Annotated in this window: 15 protein-coding genes; 14 read left to right on the top strand and 1 reads right to left on the bottom strand. The window is 73.2% G+C overall.

The features are described 5' to 3' along the window. The first annotated feature begins 23 nt into the window (after window positions 1-23). The 13 genes from ACZ4SV_RS22985 (at window position 24) to ACZ4SV_RS22925 (ending at window position 20,413) form a co-directional block, all read left to right on the top strand. On the top strand, window positions 24-4,715 hold the full coding sequence (locus ACZ4SV_RS22985; protein WP_468006185.1) for an Rne/Rng family ribonuclease: 4,692 nt from the start codon (window positions 24-26) through the stop codon (window positions 4,713-4,715). A gap of 264 nt (window positions 4,716-4,979) precedes the next feature. After that, window positions 4,980-5,300: a 50S ribosomal protein L21 gene (gene rplU, locus ACZ4SV_RS22980; RefSeq protein WP_365884300.1), complete on the top strand. Its 321-nt coding sequence runs from the start codon at window positions 4,980-4,982 to the stop codon at window positions 5,298-5,300. 14 nt (window positions 5,301-5,314) lie between these two features. After that, window positions 5,315-5,569: a 50S ribosomal protein L27 gene (rpmA, locus tag ACZ4SV_RS22975; protein WP_365884299.1), complete on the top strand. Its 255-nt coding sequence runs from the start codon at window positions 5,315-5,317 to the stop codon at window positions 5,567-5,569. 123 nt (window positions 5,570-5,692) lie between these two features. Beyond that, on the top strand, window positions 5,693-7,141 hold the full coding sequence (gene obgE / locus ACZ4SV_RS22970; protein ID WP_468006184.1) for a GTPase ObgE: 1,449 nt from the start codon (window positions 5,693-5,695) through the stop codon (window positions 7,139-7,141). Window positions 7,142-7,698: 557 nt separating this feature from the next. Next, window positions 7,699-9,246 carry an alkaline phosphatase D family protein gene (locus ACZ4SV_RS22965; protein ID WP_468006183.1) on the top strand — a complete coding sequence of 516 codons (1,548 nt, stop codon included), beginning with the start codon at window positions 7,699-7,701 and terminating at the stop codon, window positions 9,244-9,246. Between the two features lie 700 nt (window positions 9,247-9,946). Beyond that, window positions 9,947-11,443, top strand: coding sequence for a bifunctional cytidylyltransferase/SDR family oxidoreductase (locus tag ACZ4SV_RS22960; RefSeq protein ID WP_365881107.1), 1,497 nt, complete (start codon window positions 9,947-9,949; stop codon window positions 11,441-11,443). 199 nt (window positions 11,444-11,642) lie between these two features. Continuing rightward, window positions 11,643-13,733, top strand: a complete 2,091-nt coding sequence (locus tag ACZ4SV_RS22955; protein ID WP_468006288.1) for an ABC transporter C-terminal domain-containing protein — start codon at window positions 11,643-11,645, stop codon at window positions 13,731-13,733. Window positions 13,734-13,975: 242 nt separating this feature from the next. After that, on the top strand, window positions 13,976-15,193 hold the full coding sequence (locus tag ACZ4SV_RS22950) for a glycosyltransferase family 2 protein (protein ID WP_468006182.1): 1,218 nt from the start codon (window positions 13,976-13,978) through the stop codon (window positions 15,191-15,193). A gap of 198 nt (window positions 15,194-15,391) precedes the next feature. After that, a complete protein-coding gene (proB, locus tag ACZ4SV_RS22945) occupies window positions 15,392-16,549 on the top strand; it encodes a glutamate 5-kinase (RefSeq protein WP_365941921.1) in 1,158 nt (385 codons plus the stop codon). Between the two features lie 206 nt (window positions 16,550-16,755). Continuing rightward, entirely contained in the window at window positions 16,756-17,181 is a 426-nt protein-coding gene (locus tag ACZ4SV_RS22940) for a hypothetical protein (protein ID WP_365880394.1), read from the top strand. Window positions 17,182-17,260: 79 nt separating this feature from the next. Continuing rightward, a complete protein-coding gene (locus ACZ4SV_RS22935) occupies window positions 17,261-18,547 on the top strand; it encodes a glutamate-5-semialdehyde dehydrogenase (RefSeq protein WP_365880396.1) in 1,287 nt (428 codons plus the stop codon). Between the two features lie 131 nt (window positions 18,548-18,678). Beyond that, window positions 18,679-19,251, top strand: a complete 573-nt coding sequence (locus ACZ4SV_RS22930; protein ID WP_468006181.1) for an SCO2584 family spore wall biosynthesis protein — start codon at window positions 18,679-18,681, stop codon at window positions 19,249-19,251. Between the two features lie 88 nt (window positions 19,252-19,339). Continuing rightward, the gene (locus tag ACZ4SV_RS22925) at window positions 19,340-20,413 is read left to right on the top strand and encodes an SCO2583 family membrane protein (RefSeq protein ID WP_468006180.1); all 1,074 of its coding nucleotides are present in this window, start codon (window positions 19,340-19,342) and stop codon (window positions 20,411-20,413) included. Between the two features lie 38 nt (window positions 20,414-20,451). Here ACZ4SV_RS22925 and ACZ4SV_RS22920 read toward each other — a convergent pair whose 3' ends face one another. Next, window positions 20,452-21,549 carry a M48 family metallopeptidase gene (locus ACZ4SV_RS22920; RefSeq protein WP_468006287.1) on the bottom strand — a complete coding sequence of 366 codons (1,098 nt, stop codon included), beginning with the start codon at window positions 21,547-21,549 and terminating at the stop codon, window positions 20,452-20,454. Window positions 21,550-21,649: 100 nt separating this feature from the next. Here ACZ4SV_RS22920 and ACZ4SV_RS22915 point away from each other — a divergent pair, with 100 nt between their 5' ends. Next, entirely contained in the window at window positions 21,650-21,814 is a 165-nt protein-coding gene (locus ACZ4SV_RS22915) for a hypothetical protein (RefSeq protein WP_365880404.1), read from the top strand. Window positions 21,815-21,898: the final 84 nt, after the last annotated feature.

The raw sequence follows: 21,898 nt of genomic DNA, 5'->3' as shown, positions 1-21,898 counted from the left end.
AGCCTGACGGGAGAAACGCCCGCATGCTCGAACCGACCGAACCCATCGAGGGTTCCGAACCGAACACTCCGAGCGACACCCTGCCGCCGCGCAGGCGTCGCCGAGCCGCGTCCCGCCCGGCGGGACCGCCCGCCGCGGTGGAGACGCCCGCCGAGGTCACCGTGCCGGCCATACCGGTCGCGGAGGCCGACGAGGTCACCCAGGTGGTGGCGGACACCGAGGCCGACGAGGCCCTTGCGACCGAAGAGGCGGCTGTGACCGGAGAAGACACCGCTGCCGCGCAGGCGCCCGCCGAGGAGGCCCCCGCCGCGCGTCCGCGCCGCCGGGCCACGCGCCGCGCCTCCGCGCCCGCCGGTTCGCCGGCGCCCGAGGCAGCGGAGGCCGCCGAGACCGTCGTACCCGCCGCGCCCGCGCCCGCCGCCGTGCCCGAGGCCGGCGAGGTCGTCGTCGGCGAGGAGGCCGCGCCGCGCCGCACCCGGCGCCGGGCCACGCGCAGCGTGGCCACGCCGGCCGCGCCCGCCGCCGGTACCGCCGAGGACACCGCCGCCGAGGCACCCGCGACCGAGCCGGCCGAGGAAGCCGCGCCCGCCGCGCGCCCGCGCCGCCGGACCACCCGCCGCGCGACGGCGCCCACCGGCACGCCCGCGTCCGCCGAGGACACCGGGACGGAGACCGAGACCCAGCCCGCCGCCGCGTCCGGTACGCCGGCTGCCGCCGAGGTGGCCGAGCCCGCCGCCGCCGTGGCCGAGCCGGCCGAAGAGACTGTCGCCGAGGCCGCGCCCGCGCGTCCGCGTCGGCGTGCGACGCGTCGGGTGTCCGCGCCGACCGGTGCGCCGAAGGGTGCGGAGGAGACGGCGGCCGTGGTCGCCGAGCCGGTCGCCGCCGAGGTGGCCGAGCCCGCCGCCGTGGCCGAGCCGGCCGAAGAGACTGCTGCCGAGGCCGCGCCCGCGCGTCCGCGTCGGCGTGCCACGCGTCGGGCGTCCGCGCCGACCGGTGCGCCGAAGGGTGCGGAGGAGACCTCGTCCGCGGTCGCCGAGCCGGTCGCCGCCGAAGTGGCCGCGCCCGCCGCCGTGACCGAGCCCGCCGAGGCGACCGAGGCCGCCGTGGAGGAGGCCGCTCCGCGCCGTACGCGCCGTCGCGCCACCCGCCGGGTGTCCGCGCCCGAGGGTGCCGCCGCGAGCGGGGAGACCGCCGAGGCGACCGGGCCCGCCGCCGTGGAGGCCGGGCAGGAGACGCCCGCCGCCGACGCGCAGCCGGAGACCCCCGCGGCCTCCCGGACCGCCGAGCAGACCCCGCCGGCCGCCGAGCCGGCCCCGCAGGCCGCCGAGACCGAGGCCGCCGCGCCGCGCCGGGCCCGGCGCCGCGCCGCCCGCGCCGCGACCGGTTTCTCCGCGCCCGCGCCGTCCACCGCGGCCGAGACCGCCGAGACCGCCGAGACCGAGGCCGACGCCCCGCGCCGGCCCGCCCGTCCGGCCGTCGCCGTCTTCCAGGCGCCGGTGTTCGCCGAGCCCCGGTTCCAGACCCCGGAGCGGGCCGCCGCCGAAGCGGCCGCCGAGGCCGCCGGGACGGAAGAGCCCGAGGAGCCCGCGGAGACCGAGGAGCCCGAGAAGACCGACGCGTACGCGCAGGAGCGTGCCGAGACCGGTACCCGCCGGCGCCGGCGCCGCCGTGGCGCCCCCGAGGACACCCGTCCCGCCGAGGCCGCCGCCGAGGAGGAGCCGGAGGAGGCCCCGGAGTCCGCCGAGGACCTCGCCGAGGACGAGGAGGGCGACGACGCCGAGGGCGCCGACGGCTTCGAGGAGTCCGGCTCGCGCCGCCGCCGTCGCCGTGGCGGCCGCCGCCGCCGGCGCGGTGACGCCGCCGACGGCGAGTCCGGCGAGGAGACCGACGAACTGGCCGCCGAGCAGGCCGCGCAGGACGCCGAGGACACCGCCGAGCAGGAGGAAGAGGACTCCGAGGACTTCCGCTCCGAGGACTCGGCCGGCTCCAGCACCAGCACCCGCCGGCGTCGCCGCCGGCGCCGCCGGGCGGGGGACAGCTCCGTCGACGCCGAGCCGTCCGCCGACGACCCGGAGCGCACGGTCGTCAAGGTCCGCGAGCCGCGCAAGCCCAGCGAGCCGTCCGACGAGGTGCAGTCCATCAAGGGCTCGACCCGTCTGGAGGCCAAGAAGCAGCGCCGCCGGGAAGGCCGTGAGCAGGGGCGCCGGCGCGTCCCGATCATCACCGAGGCCGAGTTCCTGGCCCGTCGCGAGGCCGTCGAGCGCGTGATGGTGGTCCGCCAGCACGGCGACCGCACGCAGATCGGCGTCCTGGAGGACGGCGTGCTCGTCGAGCACTACGTCAACAAGGAGCAGTCGACCTCGTACGTCGGCAACGTCTACCTGGGCAAGGTCCAGAACGTGCTGCCGTCGATGGAGGCCGCCTTCATCGACATCGGCAAGGGCCGCAACGCGGTGCTGTACGCCGGTGAGGTCAACTTCGAGGCGCTCGGCATGTCCGGCGGGCCGCGCCGCATCGAGTCCGCCTTGAAGTCCGGCCAGTCTGTCCTCGTGCAGGTCACGAAGGACCCGATCGGCCACAAGGGCGCCCGTCTGACCAGCCAGGTCTCCCTGCCGGGCCGCTACCTCGTGTACGTGCCCGAGGGCTCGATGACCGGCATCAGCCGCAAGCTGCCCGACACCGAGCGGGCCCGGCTGAAGAGCATCCTCAAGAAGATCGTCCCCGAGGACGCGGGCGTCATCGTGCGCACCGCCGCCGAGGGCGCGAGCGAGGACGAGCTGCGCCGGGACGTCGAGCGGCTCCAGGGGCAGTGGGAGGACATCCAGAAGAAGGCCAAGACCGGCAACGCGCCGACGCTGCTGTACGGCGAGCCGGACATGACCGTCCGGGTCGTGCGCGACATCTTCAACGAGGACTTCTCCAAGGTCATCGTCAGCGGTGACGAGGCCTGGCAGACGATCCACGGCTACGTCGCGCACGTCGCCCCGGACCTGGCCGCCCGGCTGTCCAGGTGGACGAGCGAGGTCGACGTCTTCGCCACCTACCGGATCGACGAGCAGCTCGCCAAGGCGCTGGACCGCAAGGTCTGGCTGCCCAGCGGTGGTTCGCTGGTGATCGACCGGACCGAGGCGATGGTCGTCATCGACGTCAACACCGGCAAGTTCACCGGCCAGGGCGGCAACCTGGAGGAGACGGTCACCAGGAACAACCTGGAGGCGGCCGAGGAGATCGTGCGCCAGCTCCGGCTGCGCGACCTCGGCGGCATCATCGTGATCGACTTCATCGACATGGTCCTGGAGTCCAACCGCGACCTGGTGCTGCGCCGTCTGCTGGAGTGCCTGGGCCGGGACCGTACGAAGCACCAGGTGGCCGAGGTGACCTCGCTGGGCCTGGTCCAGATGACCCGCAAGCGGGTCGGCCAGGGCCTGCTGGAGTCGTTCTCCGAGACCTGCGTCCACTGCAACGGCCGCGGTGTCATCGTCCACCTCGACCAGCCCGCCGCGAACGGCGGCGGCAAGCGCAAGAAGCGCGGCGGCCGCGGTGGCGAGGCGCCGGACACCGCGCACGAGCACGAGCACGAGCACGTGCACGAGACCGCCGCGGTGGTCGTGGACGCCGGTACGGCCGTCGAGCCCGCCGTGGAGAGCGCCGCGGAGGTGGCCGCCGCGGCCGCCGAGCCGGTGGCCCTGCCGGCGCCCGACTTCGCGCCGGACGAGGAGCTGTACAGCAGCGTCGCCGAGGCGGAGGCGGCGGCCGGCCGTGGCCGTACGCGGCGCCGGGCGAGCCGTCGCGCGTCGGCTCCGGCGGGCGCCCCGAAGCCGGAGCAGGCGGACGGCACCGAGCAGGCGGAGCGGTCCGAGCAGGCCGAGCGGGCTCCCCGCAGGACCCGGCGGGCCGAGCGGAGCGAGCGGGCCAGGGAGGCGGCGGCCGAGACGGCCGGGGCCGGGGTCCCGACCGCCCAGGACGTCACCGCCGAGGAGGCGGCGGCGCGCCCGGTGCGGCAGGAGCCGGCGGCCGAGGCGCTGGCCGAGCCGGCCGCCGCCGAGGACCAGGTGGTCCCGGCGCCGCAGGACGAGGCGCCGGCCGCCGAGGAGGCCGCGCCCAAGGGCCGTACGCGCCGTCGGGCGACCCGGAAGGCGTCGGCCCCGGCCGGTTCCCCCGCGGGCGCCGAGGCGGCCGTGGTGACGGTGTCCGAGACCGCGCCCGCGGCGCCGGCCCAGACGCCCGTGGAGGCCGGCAAGCCGGTCGAGGCGGAGACGCCGGCCGCGAGCGCGCCGGCCGCCGCGAGCGAGCCGGCTCCGGCCCGTCCGCGCCGCCGTGCGGTGCGCAAGGCCACCGCGCCGACCGCGTCCGAGGAGGCGGCCGTCGTGGTCGTCCCGTCGGCCGCGCCGGAGGAGGCCCCGGCGGCTCACGCCCCGGCGGAGGTCCGGACGGCGGAGGCGGCCGGGGTCCCGGCGGCCGGCGAGACCGCCGCCACCGAGCAGGCGGCCGAGGCGCCGGCGGCCGAGGAGGCCGCTCCGGTCAAGAAGACCGCCCGTAAGACGGCGGCCAAGAAGACCGCGGCGAAGAAGACCACCGCCAAGAAGACCGCGGCCAAGAAGACGGCCGCCAAGAAGACGACGGCCAAGAAGGCGACGAAGACCGCCAAGACGGCCGCCGCGAAGTCGACGGCGAAGAAGACCACCACGGTCTCCACCGCCGACGACGAGGGCTGACGCCCGTGGTGTGCGGCCCGTCCGGGTGACGGGCCGCACACTCCGGGGCGCACGCCCCGGGGTCCGCCGGGCCCGCCGGGGCCCGGTTTGACCCCTCGGGTGTGTCCCCGTAGCCTTGACCCTCGGCGTGTCCACTGAACACGCCACATCCCCGTAAACCTCTTCCTCCCGGGCGCAAGGCGGGCCGGGAGAGGTCACCCGTGGCTTCCCCGGGTGACTGGCCTGCGGGGGTGCCGGTTCTGAACGAGCGAAAGAGAGATCCGCGTGTACGCCATCGTGCGCAGCGGTGGTCGCCAGCACAAGGTTGCTGTCGGCGACATCGTTGAGGTTGACAAGATTTCCACCGCCCAGGTTGGCGACACGGTCGAGCTCTCGACCCTGCTCGTTGTCGACGGCGACACCGTCACCAGCGACCCGTGGGTGCTGGCCGGTATCAAGGTCGAGGCCGAGGTCGTGGACCACCACAAGGGCCAGAAGATCGACATTCTGCGCTACAAGAACAAGACCGGCTACCGCCGCCGGCAGGGCCACCGCCAGCAGTACACGGCGATCAAGGTCACGTCGATCCCCACGGCTGCGAAGTAAGGGACTGAGGAGAAATGGCACACAAGAAGGGCGCATCGTCCACTCGGAACGGTCGCGACTCCAATGCCCAGCGGCTCGGCGTGAAGCGCTTCGGCGGTCAGGTCGTGAGCGCTGGTGAGATCCTGGTCCGCCAGCGCGGCACCCACTTCCACCCGGGCGCCGGTGTCGGCCGCGGCGGCGACGACACGCTGTTCGCCCTCCAGGCCGGTGCGGTGGAGTTCGGTTCCCACCGCGGCCGCAAGGTCGTGAACATCGTTCCGGTCGCCTGAATCGCCTGATTCAGCGCTGAACGCTTTCGCGAGGCGGACCTCACTTCCCGGTCGGGAAGAAGGGTCCGCCTTTCGCGTGTTGACACAGGCAGTACCCGTACATCTTTCTGGAGGCACCGAACCATGACCACCTTCGTGGACCGCGTCGAACTGCATGTCGCCGCGGGTAACGGAGGCCACGGCTGTGCCTCCGTCCACCGTGAGAAGTTCAAGCCGCTCGGCGGCCCCGACGGCGGCAACGGCGGCCGTGGCGGTGACGTCATCCTGACCGTCGACCAGTCGGTCACCACGCTGCTGGACTACCACCACTCCCCGCACCGCAAGGCCACCAACGGCAAGCCCGGCGAGGGCGGCAACCGGTCCGGCAAGGACGGCCAGGACCTGGTCCTGCCGGTGCCGGACGGCACGGTGGTGCTGGACAAGGCGGGCAACGTCCTCGCCGACCTGGTCGGCCACGGCACCTCGTACGTCGCCGCGCAGGGCGGCCGGGGCGGCCTCGGCAACGCGGCGCTGGCCTCCGCCCGCCGCAAGGCGCCCGGCTTCGCGCTGCTCGGCGAGCCCGGTGACCTCCAGGACGTCGTCCTGGAGCTGAAGACCGTCGCCGACGTGGCGCTCGTCGGCTTCCCGAGCGCCGGCAAGTCCTCGCTGATCTCCGTGCTCAGCGCGGCCAAGCCGAAGATCGCCGACTACCCGTTCACGACGCTGGTCCCGAACCTCGGCGTGGTGACGGCCGGCTCCACCGTCTACACCATCGCCGACGTGCCCGGTCTCATCCCGGGCGCCAGCCAGGGCCGCGGCCTGGGCCTGGAGTTCCTGCGGCACGTGGAGCGGTGCAGCGTCCTGGTGCACGTGCTGGACACCGCGACGCTGGAGTCCGAGCGCGACCCGCTCTCCGACCTCGACGTCATCGAGGAGGAGCTGCGCCAGTACGGCGGGCTCGGCGACCGGCCCCGGATCGTCGTCCTGAACAAGGTGGACGTGCCGGACGGCAAGGACCTCGCCGAGATGGTCCGCCCCGACCTGGAGGCGCGCGGCTACCGCGTCTTCGAGGTGTCGGCCGTGGCCCACATCGGTCTGCGGGAGCTGACCTTCGCCCTCGGCGAGCTGGTCGGCAGGGCGCGGGCCGCGAAGCCGAAGGAGGAGGCGACCCGGATCGTCATCCGGCCCAAGGCCGTGGACGACGCCGGCTTCACCGTCTCCCGCGAGGAGATCGGCGGCGAGCCGCTGTTCCGGGTGCGCGGCGAGAAGCCCGAGCGCTGGGTCCGGCAGACCGACTTCAACAACGACGAGGCCGTGGGCTACCTCGCCGACCGGCTGAACCGCCTCGGCGTGGAGGAGAAGCTGATGAAGGCGGGCGCCCGCGCGGGCGACGGCGTCGCCATCGGCCCCGAGGAGAACGCGGTCGTCTTCGACTGGGAGCCGACGGTCATGTCCGGCGCGGAGATGCTCGGCCGCCGCGGCGAGGACCACCGCTTCGACGAGCCCCGGCCCGCGGCACAGCGGCGCCGGGACAAGGAAGCGGAGCGGGACGAAGCGCTGCGGGAGTACGACGAGTTCGACCCGTTCGAGTAGGAGGCCCGGCACCCCGTCCGGCGGGGTGGGCCAGGCGGCGCGGCACGCGGCGGACTCCGGTCCGCCGCGTGCCGCGTTTCGCGTGTCCGGGGTCCGTGGCCGTACGGGTGCCGGGGGTTCCCGCACCGTGAGCGCGCGGGCGCCCGGCCCGGTGGCGTCCGGCCGGTTCGGCGCGGTCTTCCCCGGCCGGCCGGTCCGCACGCGTTCTTTCCGGACAACGCCCGGCCGGCCGGTCCGCCCGCCACCGGGCCCGGTCCGCGTGCCGTGCGGCGGCCGCCGCCGTCCTGCGCGCCCGGGGCCGCGGCACCAGGGCGGCCGCACGTTCCTCAGGAGCACCGGCGGCACCCTCGTGGGTGCCGCCGGTGCGGCGTGTTCCGGCCTACCGTCAACTCCGTTGCGGCGCGACGGTGTTCCCGTGCCGTGACGGGCCTCCTGTTGTCTGCTCATTTGTCATGCTCGTGATGGGTCTGGTTCAGCGGGTGGGCCGTGCGGCCGTGGGAGCTTCCGCATGTCCGTCCCACCCGTCCATGTGGCCACTGTGGCAAGGGAGTCAGCGCATGACCGGACCATCGCCCGACCGCCGCCGTTTTCTGACCGCCGGAGCCGCCGTCCTCGGTGCCGCGGCCTCCGCCCAGCTCTGGCTGCCCGGCACCGCCCGCGCCGCCGGCCCGGCGCTGCCCGACGGGGTGTTCACCCTCGGGGTCGCCTCCGGCGATCCGCTGCCCGACGGCATCGTGCTGTGGACCAGACTCGCGCCCGATCCGCTGAACGGCGGCGGCATGCCCGCCGCGGACTTCCCCGTGGACTGGGAGATCGCCGAGGACGAGCGGTTCCGCAGGATCGCCCGCCGCGGCACCGCCCAGGCCGGCCCCGAACTCGGCCACAGCGTGCACGTGGACGTCCGCGGGCTGCGCCCGGACCGCCCGTACTGGTACCGCTTCCGGGCCGGCACCCAGCTCTCGCCCACCGGCCGCACCCGCACCGCGCCGCACCCGCACCAGCGCGGCGGTCACCTGCGCGTGGCCCTCGCCTCCTGTCAGAACTGGCAGCACGGCTACTTCACGCCGTACGCCGACATGCTCGCCCAGGATCCCGACGTCGTGCTCTTCGTCGGCGACTACATCTACGAGTCCGCGCCCTCGGCGACGGCCGTGCGGCGGCACGAGGGCAAGGGCGAGCCGTACACCCTGGCGCAGTACCGCAACCGGTACGCCCAGTACCACACCGACCCCGACCTCGCGGCGATGCACGCCCAGGCGCCCTGGGTGGTCACCTTCGACGACCACGAGGTGGACAACGACTGGGCCGGCGAGATCCCGCAGGACCCGGACAAGCAGCCGCACGACAAGTTCACCGCCCGGCTCACCGCGGCGTTCCAGGCGTACTACGAGCACATGCCGGTGCGCGCCTCCGCGGTGCCCACGGGTCCACACATCCAGATGTACCGCCGGCTGGAGTTCGGCCGGCTGGCCCGGCTCAACGTCCTGGACACCCGGCAGTACCGCAGCGACCAGGCCACCTCGCAGGAGGGCGCCGGGGACCCGGAGCGGACCATGCTCGGCGCGGAGCAGAAGCAGTGGCTGCTCGACGGGCTGCGCGACTCCCCGGCCCGCTGGAACCTCATCGCCTCGCAGATCATGATGGCCGAGACGGACCTGCTGCCCGGCGAGGGCAAGCTCTGGTACTACGACGCCTGGGACGGCTACCAGGTCGAACGCAACGCCCTGCTCCAGGACCTGGCCGAGGTCCGCAACCCGGTGGTGCTCAGCGGCGACCGCCATCTGACGATGATCAGCGACCTCAGGACCGACTACGCCGACCCGGACTCGGACGTGGTCGGCGCCGAGTTCGTCGGCACCTCGGTCTCCAGCAGCGGCGACCAGGACCAGGACGCCTTCCACCGGCAGTGGGACCCGCTGATGGCGGACAACCCGCACTGGAAGTTCATCGACGCCCACCGCGGCTACCACCTGTTCGACATCCGCCGGGACGGCATCGACGCGCGCGTCCGGGCCGTCGACACGGTGCTGAGGCCGCAGGCGACGGCGAGCACGCTGGCCCGGCTGCGGGTGGAGTCGGACGAGCCGGGCGTCCGGCTGGTGTGACGCCGGCGGGAGCCCGGGTCCTTGGGGCCCGGGCTCCTCTCAGTCCGCCCTCACACCCCCGTCTTACCGTCCGTTCACCCGGGAGAACCAGACTGTACGGGCACCCTCCCACCCGTCTCTCGCGCTTCCCGGATATCTTCTTCAACCGGTTCCCGGCACGGTGAATCGGTCGTTCGTGCGGGCCGGGGCCGAAATGCGCGGCAGTTCCGCGCGGAATTCCGTGACAATGAACTCCCCGCCGCGCCGTATTCGCCTGTGGCTCGTGGTGGTGCCGTGCCGCATATGAAGAACACGTGTACGCCCCGGCGCCCCGGCAGGTGAAGATCCCGCCGGGCGCCGGAAGCGGCGGGCGTGCCCTGGGCGGCCGGGCGCCGCCGGTCCCGGCCGGAGGGTGCCGGCCGCCCGACAGGGGCCTGACCAGCGCCGGTTGGCACCGGAGCCGGGGTAGGGGCGCTCCGTGACCGGGTGTTCGCCATGGTGGCCGGAAGCAGGTTCCCCGGGCCGCTGTGGACTTACTCACAGCGAATTCACGGAGGTTCAACCGCGTGCGGCCAATCACTCGGGGTACAAGGTGTCACTCGGGGTACAAGGTGAATGACAGGTTGCGCGCGGATATGCGGCGAGGGGCGGTCACCTTGCATCGCGGTTACCGGAAGTGGGACCATTTCCCGGTTCCCTGTTGCCCCAAGGTAGGTCGCCTGTGTCCCAGCACATAGCCAAGCCCCGAACCACCGCAGTGATCCTGGCCGGTGGCACCGGTCAGCGGGTGGGTCTGTCGATCCCCAAGCAGCTGCTGAAGATCGCCGGGAAGGCCGTCATCGAGCACACCCTGGCCACCTTCGAGAACGCCGGTTCGATCGACGACGTCATCGTGCTGATGGCGCCGGGCTATGTGCCGGACGTCGAGAAGATCGTCGCCAGGGCGGGCTTCGCCAAGGTGCGGAAGGTCATCGAAGGCGGCACGACACGGAACGAGACCACCGAGCGCGCCATCGCCGCCCTCGGCGAGGGCCTGGCCGAGGGCGAGGACCTCAACGTCCTCTTCCACGACGCCGTACGCCCGCTGCTGTCCCAGCGCGTCATCGACGACTGCGTGGCCGCGCTGGAGCGCTACCAGGCCGTGGACGTCGCCATCCCGTCCGCGGACACCATCATCGTCACGCGCACCCACGGCGAGGACGGCGAGTTCATCACCGAGATCCCGGACCGCTCCCGGCTGCGCCGCGGCCAGACCCCGCAGGCCTTCAGGCTGTCCACCATCCGCCGCGCCTACGAGGTCGCCGCCGGCGACCCCAACTTCCAGGCCACGGACGACTGTTCGGTGGTCCTCAAGTACCTGCCGGACGTGCCGATCCACGTCGTCGCGGGCGACGAGTACAACATGAAGGTGACGCAGCCGGTCGACGTCTTCATCGCCGACAAGCTGTTCCAGCTCGCCTCCACCGCCGCGCCCGAGCAGAACGGCGAGGACGCCTACCGCGAACTGCTCACCGGCAAGACCGTCGTCATCTTCGGCGGCTCGTACGGCATCGGCAAGGACATCGCCGCACTCGCCGGTTCCTACGGCGCGCACGTCTACGCACTGGGCCGCTCCACCACCGGCACCCACGTGGAGAACCCCGAGGAGGTCGACGACGCGCTGTCCAAGGCGTACGCGGAGACCGGCCGGATCGACTACGTCGTCAACACCGCGGGCGTGCTGCGCATCGGCAAGCTGGCCGAGACCGACAACGCCACCATCGAGGAGGCGCTGAAGGTCAACTACCTGGCGCCGGTGCAGATCGCGCGCTCCTCCTACAAGTACCTGTCGGAGACCAAGGGCCAGTTGCTGCTCTACACCTCCAGCAGCTACACCCGCGGCCGCGCCGAGTACTCCCTGTACTCCTCCACCAAGGCCGCCATGGTCAACCTCACCCAGGCGCTGTCCGACGAGTGGGCCGCCGACGGCATCCGGGTCAACTGCATCAACCCCGAGCGCACCGCGACGCCGATGCGCACCAAGGCGTTCGGCCAGGAGCCGGCGGACACCCTGCTCTCCTCCGAGGCCGTGGCCCGCACCTCGCTGGACGTGCTGCTGTCGGAGCTGACCGGGCACGTCATCGACGTCCGCCAGCAGGACCCGACCGCGGGCGCCGCCCGGGCCTCCGGCTTCGAACAGGCCCTGGCCTCGGTGCTGGACCGCCAGGACAGCATGTAATATTACGGGCAAATAGCTGTCATGAATTCAGGCCTCTGCCGTCGCCCGCCGGGTGTTCGCAGGGGCCTGAATCCGTACACCGCACCTCTACGTACTTCCTGTGAAGCACCGGCATGTCCGGCATGAATCAACACAACCGGCACTCCCCCCTCCCAGAGCAGGTTTCTCCGTGATATCCACCGCTATTCGCGTCGCCAGGGTGGGCAGCGCGGCCGAGCTGGCCGCGGCGGTCCTCGTGATGCTGGGCTTCCCGGCGCTCATGCTGGCCGCGCTCGTCCCGAGCGTCCCCGCCTTCGCGGCCCTGGCCGCCGTGACGTATCTGGCGGACCACTATCTGCACCGCAAGGGCAGCTACCTGATCAGCCGCCTCAGCAAGGTCCGGGCGGGCCTGTCGATCCGCTTCCTGATCCGGCAGCTGCTGCTGGTCCTGCTCCTGGCCCGGCTGTCCCTCTCGGACGACCTGATCTTCTACGGCGCGATCGCCTGCTTCGTCGCCTTCTACGGCCTCCAGGCCCCGCACGGCGCCCTGGTCACCCTCATCCGCAACCGCCGCCGGATGCCGGTCGCCACCCGCAACATCGACCTGAAGTCCCGCATCCGCATCCCGGACGCCCCGCCGCGCGTGCTGCTGCACCGCTCCGCGGAGAAGATGCTCCACCTCGACCTGTTCGCGGTCGCCGGCGTCCTGGTCTCCGCGGCGGCCGGGTCCGCCGGGTTCGGTTGCCTCGGCATCGGCCTCACCCTCGGCCTGGGCACCGGATACGTGCTGCGCCTCATGCCGTACGTGCGCCGCACCGCGATCCCGCCGCGGCCCGAGACCGTCCTCGCCGCCGTCGACGACTGGCTGTCCGGCTACCGGCCCGAGACGGTGCTGTACTTCTCCGGCTCCAAGGACTCCGCCTACCAGGTCAACATGTGGCTGGAGACGATGGAGCAACTGGAGACCCGGCCGCTGATCATCCTCCGCGAGCGCGTCATCCTGGCCAACCTCGCGCCCACCACGGTCCCCGTCATCTGCGTGCCCGGAGGGGTGCACCTGATGAACCTGGACCTGTCCACGGTGCGCGTCGCCCTCTACGCGGCCAACGTCGGCAAGAACATCCACCTGCTGCGCGTGCCCACCATGAAGCACGTCTTCATCGGCCACGGCGACAGCGACAAGCTGGCCAGCGTCAACCCGTACAGCAAGGTGTACGACGAGGTGTGGACCGCCGGCCGGGCCGGCCGCGACCGCTACGCCCTCGCCGACGTCGGCGTCCGCGACGACGACATCGTGGAGGTCGGCCGCCCGCAGCTCGCGCCCATCCAGCCCCGGCAGGATGTGCCCCAGGACCGCGTCCCCACCGTCCTGTACGCCCCCACCTGGGAGGGCTGGGACGGCAACCCCGGAAACACCTCGATCGTGCTCGCCGGCGAGAACATCGTGCGCAGGCTGATCACCGCCGACCCGCCGGTGCGCGTCCTGTACAAGCCGCACCCGTTCACCGGCACCGTCAGCCGGGACGCCAAGGCCGCCCACGAGCGCATCGCCGCCCTGGTCGAACAGGCCGCCGCCGAGCGCGCCGCCGATCCCCGCTTCACCGCCGACAGCGCCGCGGCCGACCAGGCGCGGGCCGAGCTGACCCGCATCGAGGCCCGGCTGGAGGAGCTGGCCGGCGCCGGCGGCACCAAGGGCGACGAGGCCGAGGCCAGCCGTGACGGCGTCGTGGACACCGAGCGGCACGCGGAGATCGCCCGGCTGCGCGCCGAGTGGAACGACGCCTACTGGCGCTCCTTCCCGTCGTACGAGCACCGCGTCATCACCGGCGCCGAGCCGCGGCTGTACGACTGCTTCAACGTCTCCGACGCGATGGTCTCCGACATCTCCTCCGTGGTCTCCGACTTCATCGCCAGCGGCAAGCCGTACGCCGTCACCGACTCCGCCGGGGTGGGCGCCGAGGAGTTCAAGCGGCACAACACGGCCGTGCGCGCCGCGGTGATCCTCACCAACAGCGCGGAGGAGCTGGGCGGTCTGCTGGACGCCGTGCGCGACCCGTCCGCCGACCCGCTGGCGGTGGACCGCGAGGAGCTGAAGCAGTACCTGCTCGGCCCGGCCGAGCCGACGTCGATCGACCAGTTCAACGGCGCGGTCGCCGCCCTGGCCCGCAAGGCCCAGGTCCGCAACGCCGGCCAGCAGGCCCGGCTGGCCGCGGCGAACGCCGACCCGGCCGAGGCGGCCGAGCTGACCAACGCGGTACCGGGCCAGCGCGCCGCGACGGCCGGGGAGACCGACGGCGTGACCGCGGGCTGACCCGCCGCCGGACACCAGGACCGCCAGGCCCCCGGGGACCACTTCCCCGGGGGCCTCGTCTTGCCCGGTTCTCAACAGATCCCGCGCCGCTCTTACCGTCCGGGCATACTCTCCGTGAGGCGGCTGTCCGTGAGCTGTGACACCCACGACTCGGAGCAACCGCTTCCCTTTGCCGCCCGTCTAACACCGTGCCATTGAGGCGATAGGGGGAAATTTTCCGTGAAGGGGGAAGAGTGACCGTCGTGCCGCAGCCTGATGTGAGCGTCGTCATCGGGGCGTACGAAGCCATGCCGTACCTGGTCGAATGCCTGGCATCCGTCGAGGCGCAGACCATCGACCCGGCGCGCATGGAGGTCATCGCGGTCGACGACGGTTCGACCGACGGCACCGGCGAGTGCCTGGAGGAGTTCGCGGCCCGCGCCCCCATGCCGGTCACCGTCATCCGCCAGGAGAACTCCGGCGGCCCCAGCGGCCCGCGCAACGTCGGCCTGGACAAGGCGTCGGGACGCTACGTCTTCTTCCTCGACGCCGACGACCGGCTCGGCCCCGAGGCCCTGGAACGCATGATCGCCATGGCCGAGAAGAACGGCACGGACGTCGTCCTCGGCCGCGTCGAGGGCGTCAACCGCACCGCGCCGAAGTCCATGTGGGGCGAGACGCTCGACCGGGCCGACGTCTTCACCTCGAACATCAAGTTCACGCTCAGCGCGCAGAAGCTGTTCCGCCGGTCCCTGCTGGAGCAGCACCACATGCGGTTCGACGAGTCGCTGTTCACCGGCGAGGACGCCCTGTTCACGCTGGAGGCGTACCTGCGCGCGAGCGGTGTCTCCGTGGTCGCCGACTACACCTGCTACTACCTGGTCGGCCGCGACGACGGCAAGCAGGTCACCAAGAGCGGCAGCTACACCCTGCGCTTCGACTCCGCGCGCGCCCTGATGAAGCTGATCGCCGACATGGTCCCGGCCGGCGACAAGCGCGACCTGCTCATGGTCCGGCCGTTCCTCATCACGCTGCTGCCGCAGTTCGGGCCGAAGTTCCTCACCGACGACGAAGAGGTGCGCCGGCACAAGTTCGAGCTGGCCAAGCCGCTGATGGACGCCTACTGGACGCCGGGTGTGGCGCACCGGCTCAAGGTGCACGAGCGGCTGCGGCTGCACCTGGTCGCCATGCAGCGGCCCGACCTGCTGCTGGACGTGGTGAAGTTCGTCAAGGCCAAGAAGCAGGCCGCCGCCGTGGTGGAGAAGCGCGGCACCCGGCTGTACCTCATCTACCCGCACTTCCGGTCCCGGGCCGCCCGCGTCCCCGACGAGATGTACCTCGCCGACGCCCGCGAGGCCCGCCCCTTCCTCGGCTACCGGGAGGCGGCCGCCAACTCCGTCCCGCGCCGCGCCCTGCGCAAGGCCCGGCGCACACTGCGCCGGTTCCTGCCGGGCAAGGGCGTCGGCGCGGCGGCGGCCTGACCGGACGGCCGCGACGGGCCGGACGGTCCGCGCGGCGACGGCCGCCGACCGTTCCCGGGGCGCCCGCGGCACCCGCGGCGCCGTGTCCGGGAGCCGGACCGGTGCGCACCGCCCGACCCGCTTCGCGTAGATTGCCGGTCAGGCAGCCGGACAGCGTGTGAGGGGACGGTAGGCACGGTGACAAGGGTGAGGCAGGCCGTGGGCGAGGCCCGCAGGATCGTCGTCAAGGTGGGCTCCTCCTCGCTGACCACCGCCGCGGGCGGCCTGGACGCCGACCGCGTCGACGCGCTGGTCGACGTCCTCGCCAAGATCCGCGACGAGGCGGCGGGCCGCGGGGCCGCCGCCGAGGGCAGCGGGAGACGGGCGGGCGGCGCCGAGAAGGAGATCGTGCTCGTCTCCTCCGGAGCCATCGCCGCCGGCCTCGCCCCGCTGGGCCTGCACCGGCGCCCCAAGGACCTCGCCCGCCAGCAGGCCGCCGCCAGCGTCGGCCAGGGCCTGCTCGTCGCCCGCTACACCGCCTCCTTCGCCCGCTACGGCGTCCGCGTCGGCCAAGTCCTGCTCACCAGCGACGACATGAGCCGCCGCGCCCACCACCGCAACGCCTCGCGCACCCTGGACGAACTGCTCGCGATGGGCGCCCTGCCGATCGTCAACGAGAACGACACCGTCGCCACCGACGAGATCCGCTTCGGCGACAACGACCGCCTCGCCGCGCTCGTCGCCCACCTCGTCCACGCCGACCTGCTCGTCCTCCTCTCCGACGTCGACGGCGTCTACGACGGCGACCCCAGCAGGCCCGGCACCTCCCGGATAGCGGAGGTGAGGGGCCCGCAGGACCTGGCCGGCGTCGAGATCGGCAGCGCGGGCAAGGCCGGCGTCGGCACCGGCGGCATGGTCACCAAGGTGGAGGCCGCCCGGATCGCCGCCGCCGCCGGCATCCCGGTGGTGCTGACCAGCGCCGTCCATGCCGCCGAGGCACTGGCCGGCGGTGACACCGGCACCTACTTCCACCCCACCGGCAAGCGCTCCGCCGACCGGCTCCTCTGGCTCCAGCACGCCTCCACCCCGCAGGGCGCCCTGACCCTGGACGACGGCGCGGTGGACGCGGTCGTCAACGGCCGCAAGTCGCTGCTGCCCGCCGGAATCTCCGCCGTGGAAGGGGAGTTCAGCGCCGGCGACCCCGTCGAACTGCGGGACACCACGGGCCGCGCGGTGGCCCGGGGACTGGTCAACTTCGACGCCAAGGAGATCCCCCGGCTGCTCGGCCGTTCGACCCGCGAGCTGGCACGCGAGCTGGGCGCCGCCTACGAACGCGAGGTCGTACACAGGGACGACCTGGTGCTGCTGCACGGGTAAACGCTCGCAAAACCGCTCGTAAAGCGGGGCGTCCGCGGCGCCCCCGGTGGGGGACGTTCCGTAAAACCCCCACGCGGAGCCCTGGGGCCTGCTCAACTTTGTCCCAGGGACATGTTGAAGGGACACGTTCCGTCAAGAGGCCAAGCGAGCCATGCGGGCGGAGCGAGCCACGCGGGCCCCGCGGGCCGTGCGGGAAGGAGGCCGTCGTGAGACGAGCGCGCCCGGGGACGGGGACCCGCGGTGCTCTGACGAGCGTCGCGGCCGGGGACACCTACGAGGAACCCGACGACCTGCCCCGGCTCTGGCACGTCACCCTGAGCGTCTCCGGGCGGAAGGTCCCGCTGGCCGAGCTGCGGCGGGCCCTGGAACAGCTCGCCCACGACCACCCCTTCCTGCTGACCAGCAGATACGCGACCGACCACGCCGAGATCCGGTACTGGGAGGAGGCCCGCGACCTGCACGACGCCGCCGCCGTGGCGCTGCGCCTGTGGGGCGAGCACCGGCAGAGCGCCGGCCTGCCGCCCTGGGAGATCGTCGGCCTGGAGGTCATCGACCGGGAGACCTACCACCAGCGCGTCGCCGAGGGCTACGGCCCGCCGCCGGCGACACCGGTGGGCGTGCACCCGTTCTGACCGGGTCCGCCCCTTCCGGGACGTCTCGGGCTGTGGGACGACCGCTGAACCGCGGCGCCCCGCGCACTACCCTTCCACCATGACCACCCTCTCGCCGTACGACTCGATGTCCCCGGTCACCCAGGCGGCCTACCGGGCCAAGGCCGCCGCCGCCGACCTCGCGCCGCTCCCGCGGGCCGTGAAGGACGACGCGCTGCTCGCCATCGCCGACGCGCTGGAGGTCCGCACCGCCGAGATCGTCGAGGCCAACGCCAAGGACGTGGCCAAGGCCCGGGAGAACGGCACCAGCGAGGCCATCGTCGACCGGCTCACCCTCACGCCGGAGCGGGTGCGCGCCATCGCCTCCGACGTCCGGGACGTCGCGAAGCTGCCCGACCCGGTCGGGGAGGTCGTCCGCGGCTCCACCCTGCCCAACGGCATCGACCTGCGCCAGGTCCGCGTCCCGCTCGGCGTCGTCGGCATCATCTACGAGGCCCGCCCGAACGTCACCGTCGACGCCGCCGCCCTCTGCCTGAAGTCCGGCAACGCCGTCCTGCTGCGCGGCTCCGGCTCCGCCTACGAGTCCAACTCCGCCCTGGTGCGCGTCCTGCGGGACGCCGTCGGCGGCGCCGGACTGCCCGCCGACGCGATCCAGCTCGTGCCCGGCGAGAGCCGCGACTCCGTCCGCGAGCTGATGCGCGCCCGCGGCCTGGTCGACGTCCTCATCCCGCGCGGCGGCGCCTCCCTGATCCAGACCGTGGTCAACGAGTCCACGGTCCCCGTGATCGAGACCGGCACCGGCAACTGCCACGTCTACGTCGACGCCCAGGCCGACCTCGACACCGCCGTCGAGATCCTGATCAATTCCAAGGCCCAGCGGGTCAGCGTCTGCAACGCCGCCGAGACCCTCCTCGTCCACCAGGACATCGCGCCCGAGTTCCTGCCGCGCGCCCTGGACGCCCTCGCCGAGGCCGGGGTCACCGTCCACGCCGACGAGCGGGTCATGGCCTACGCCAAGGACTCCCAGGCCACCGTGGTCGAGGCGACGCCCGAGGACTGGGAGACCGAGTACCTGTCCTACGACATCGCCGCCGCGGTGGTGGACTCGCTGGACAAGGCCGTCGAGCACATCCGGCTGTGGACCTCCGGCCACACCGAGGCCATCGTCACCACCTCCCAGCAGGCCGCCCGCCGCTTCACGCAACTGGTCGACTCCACCACCGTCGCCGTGAACGCCTCCACCCGCTTCACCGACGGCGGCCAGTTCGGCTTCGGCGCCGAGATCGGCATCTCCACGCAGAAGCTGCACGCCCGCGGCCCGATGGGGCTGCCGGAACTGACCAGCACCAAGTACATCGTCACCGGCGACGGGCACGTACGCCGCTGAGGCTCACCCGTTCGGCCCTGTGCGCCCGGCGCGGCACCCGCCCCGGGCGCACGGCCGAAAAGGCATCTCACCAGGCAGACGCATCCCCTTGCGGTCTGCCCAAATCGACCCCTCAGGTCTACGCTGGATCCGTGCCGGAGGACGTGGGGGGCACGCCGTTCCCTGACGGCGGGGAGCCCGACGACGACCACGACCGCGGAGCGCCGAACGACGAGTTCGCCTCCGTGGTCTTCGACGAGGCCTTCATACGGGCGGCCACGGTGCACGAGCCGACCGCCGTCGAACGCCTGCTGGCCGCGGCCCAGGCCAGAGCCGAGGCGTCCGAGGCGGAGGCCGCCCGCCGCGCCCACGCCACGGGCGAGCGCTACGACGACGGCTACGGCCCCGAACGCCCCGGATCCGGCCAAGATCGCGACGATGACGACGAGCCGGACGACCCCTACGTCCTCGGCGACGGCCCCTTCGGTCTCTACGGCAAGCAGGTCCGCTGGCACCGGCCCGTCGCCTGGATCCTCGCCGTCGTGATGGGCATCGGCATGGTCGCCCTCGCCTTCGCCGCCGTCTACCGGGGAAGCTCCTCGGGCGCCCGCGACCGCGTCCCCGCCCCGGCCCGCACCGGCCTCGAACAGGGCACCGCGCCGCCTCCCGCCACCCCCGCCGACCACCGCCGGCCGGTCGTCTCGGCCATCCCGCGCTCGCCCTGAGCGCTCCGCCCGCGCGGGCCGGGAACCTGTCACAACTTGGCCTGGGGCAGGGCGTTTACCCGGGCTCCGCGCGACCTACCCTGAAGATATGGGCCGGCCTGGCGACCCACCGGAGGGGACACCCGAGGGCGGCCCCGGCGGTGCGGAGGACGAGTACCGATCCGTCGTCTTCGACGAGTCGTTCGTGCGCGCTGCCCGCCTCCAGGAGTTCTCCGCCGCGGAACGCATGGCCGACCACGCGCCCGCCGTACGCCGCCGCCGGCCCGCGCACCGCGGACTCACCCGGCAGCTACTGCTCCTCGCCCTGCTGCTCACCGTCGCCTTCGGCACCGCGCTCTACCTGGGCGTGCGCCACCCCTACGGCTCCCCGCAGGCCCGCCGGACCGTGGAGTCCCCGCGGATGACGGTCATCCCGCTCGCCCCGCTCGGCAAGGTGCCCGGCGCCCCCGGTGCCGAGCGCCTGTTCGCGCACAGCCCCGCCGCCGACTACGAGGCCGGCGCCGAGGGCATACCCCTGCCCGCCTCGCGCCGCACCGCCCACTTCTCCGACAGCCAGGTGGTGACCGCCCTCACCACCGCCAAGGACTACATCGTCCGCTCCTCGCTCGACCCCGACGTGCTCACCGGCCGCACGGCGCAGGACGCCCGCTCCCTGGTCGACTCCGGGCAGCTCGACCAGTTCGACCGCAGCTTCGCCCACCCGGCCGCGGACGGCCGGCACGAGGCCACGGGCTGGGTGGTCCGCATCGACCCCGCGCGGGCCCGGCTGGCCGACGACCCGGTCCGTGCCTTCGGCACCCTGGCGGCCGCCGAGGCCGACCCGGCGACCCTGGCGGTCACCGCCGACCACACCTTCGTCTACGCCCTGCGCCCCGCCGGCGCCGCCTCCGACGCCCCCGCCTCCCTCTTCACCGTCCGCCGCGAGCTGACCTTCCACTTCGACCGCGACGACCTGCGCACCCGGCAGGTCCGGCTGGTCACGGCCTACGTCCAGGCGGGCCCGCTGGCCTGCGGCGAGGACTCCTCGGCCTATCTGCGCCCGCTCCTGGCCGGCCAGACGGCCGCGCCCGGCACCCCGGCCGGCACCAACCCCTACGACACCGGCGGCGGCCCCGCGGCCCTGTGCGGAACCCTGGCCGCCGGGGCCCAGCCGCGGCTCTGAGGACCGGTGCGCGGCACGCGGCGGAGGCCAGGAGCCGGCTAACGCCCTGCCTGCTCCTCGTCCCCGCCCGGCGCGTCCCCCGGGGCCGGCGGCGGGCTGCGGAAGCCGTCGAAACCCCGGCGGACCCGGCCGCCCAGGTCGCCCGCGCCGCCCGCGAGATCCGTGACCAGCTTCATCAGCGGGTCCTTGGAGTCCTTCACATCGCTCGCGTAGGCGGACGCCGACTCGCGGAAGGAGTCACCGACGGAGGTGTCCTTGTCCTCGCTGCGCCGCGGATAGTGACCGTCCATGATCCGCTGGAAGTCCCGCGACTCGGCCCACTTCTTCAGCTCGGCGGCCCGCACCGTGGTGAACGGGTGCGAACGCGGCAGCACGTTCAGGATCTTCAGCACGGAGTCGCGCAGATCGCCGCCCGCGTCGTACTCCTCGGCCTGCTCCAGGAACGCGTCCACGTTCATCTCGTGCAGGTGGTTGCCGCCCGCGATCTTCATCAGGCCCCGCATCGAGGCCCGGACGTCCTGGCCCACCAGCAGGCCCGCCCGGTCGGCGGACAGCTCCGACTTGCGGAACCACTCCCGCAGCGCCGTGACGATGGCCATGACCGCGAGATTGCCCAGCGGGATCCAGGCGACCTTCACCGCGAGGCTGGTCAGGAACAGCAGCACCGTGCGGTACACCGAGTGCCCGGACAGCGCGTGCCCCACCTCGTGCCCGACGACCGCCCGCATCTCCTCCTCGTCGAGCAGCTCCACCAGGCCCGTGGTGACCACGATGACCGGCTCGTCCAGGCCGATGCACATCGCGTTCGGCTGCGGGTCCTGCGTGACGTACATCGGCGGGACCTTCTCCAGGTCCAGGATGTGGCAGGCGTCGCGCAGCATGTCGTACAGGTGCGCGAACTGCCGCTCGGAGACCCGCACCGAGTCGGACAGGAACAGCAGTCTCAGGCTCCGCTCCGGCAGCAGGCCGCTGAGCGCCTTGAAGACGGTGTCGAACCCGCTCAGCTTGCGCAGCGCCACCAGGGCCGAACGGTCCGCCGGGTGTTCGTAGGCGCGCGAGGAGATTCCCGGGAAGCGCCTGCGCCGCCTGCTCGGCACCTGCTCGTGCCCGGTGTGCTGCCGGCCGTCGTCGGACATGTCTTCCCCCATGTGCGTCTGAGTGCCACCGTGCCCCCGAGGCGGGGCCCAGCCTAGGCGGAGATACCGTGGCAGGCAGTACACCCGAAGGAGTCCCGCCATGGATCACCACCTTGCAGCCGCCTGGCTCACCGAGGCCGCCGCGAGCGCCGCCCAGCAGCACGGGACGGGAAACCTGCTGCGTGTCGTCCTGGTCGTGATGGTCCTCGGCTGTGTGCTGACCGGCTGGCTGCTGCTGCGCGGCTACAAGCGGAAGGACGACTGAGAAGCGGCGGAAGTTCCCCGCCGCGCCGGCGGACGGCCGCCGCCGCGACCGGCCCGCCGGTCCCGATGGCGGAGTCGGCGTGAG

Source organism: Streptomyces sp. NPDC027672 (genome assembly GCF_055566335.1).
The sequence above is the reverse complement of the archived record's forward strand: the minus strand, read 5'-3'. Positions and strand labels throughout refer to the sequence as shown.

Excerpts from the sequence above, each read along its gene's own strand:
- ACZ4SV_RS22985 (WP_468006185.1), top strand. The coding sequence starts at position 24 with ATGCTCGAACCGACCGAACCCATCGAGGGTTCCGAACCGAACACTCCG.
- rpmA (WP_365884299.1), top strand. The coding sequence starts at position 5,315 with ATGGCACACAAGAAGGGCGCATCGTCCACTCGGAACGGTCGCGACTCC.
- obgE (WP_468006184.1), top strand. The coding sequence starts at position 5,693 with ATGACCACCTTCGTGGACCGCGTCGAACTGCATGTCGCCGCGGGTAAC.
- ACZ4SV_RS22965 (WP_468006183.1), top strand. The coding sequence starts at position 7,699 with ATGACCGGACCATCGCCCGACCGCCGCCGTTTTCTGACCGCCGGAGCC.
- ACZ4SV_RS22935 (WP_365880396.1), top strand. The coding sequence starts at position 17,261 with ATGACCACCCTCTCGCCGTACGACTCGATGTCCCCGGTCACCCAGGCG.
- ACZ4SV_RS22925 (WP_468006180.1), top strand. The coding sequence starts at position 19,340 with ATGGGCCGGCCTGGCGACCCACCGGAGGGGACACCCGAGGGCGGCCCC.
- ACZ4SV_RS22920 (WP_468006287.1), bottom strand. The coding sequence starts at position 21,549 with ATGTCCGACGACGGCCGGCAGCACACCGGGCACGAGCAGGTGCCGAGC.
- ACZ4SV_RS22915 (WP_365880404.1), top strand. The coding sequence starts at position 21,650 with ATGGATCACCACCTTGCAGCCGCCTGGCTCACCGAGGCCGCCGCGAGC.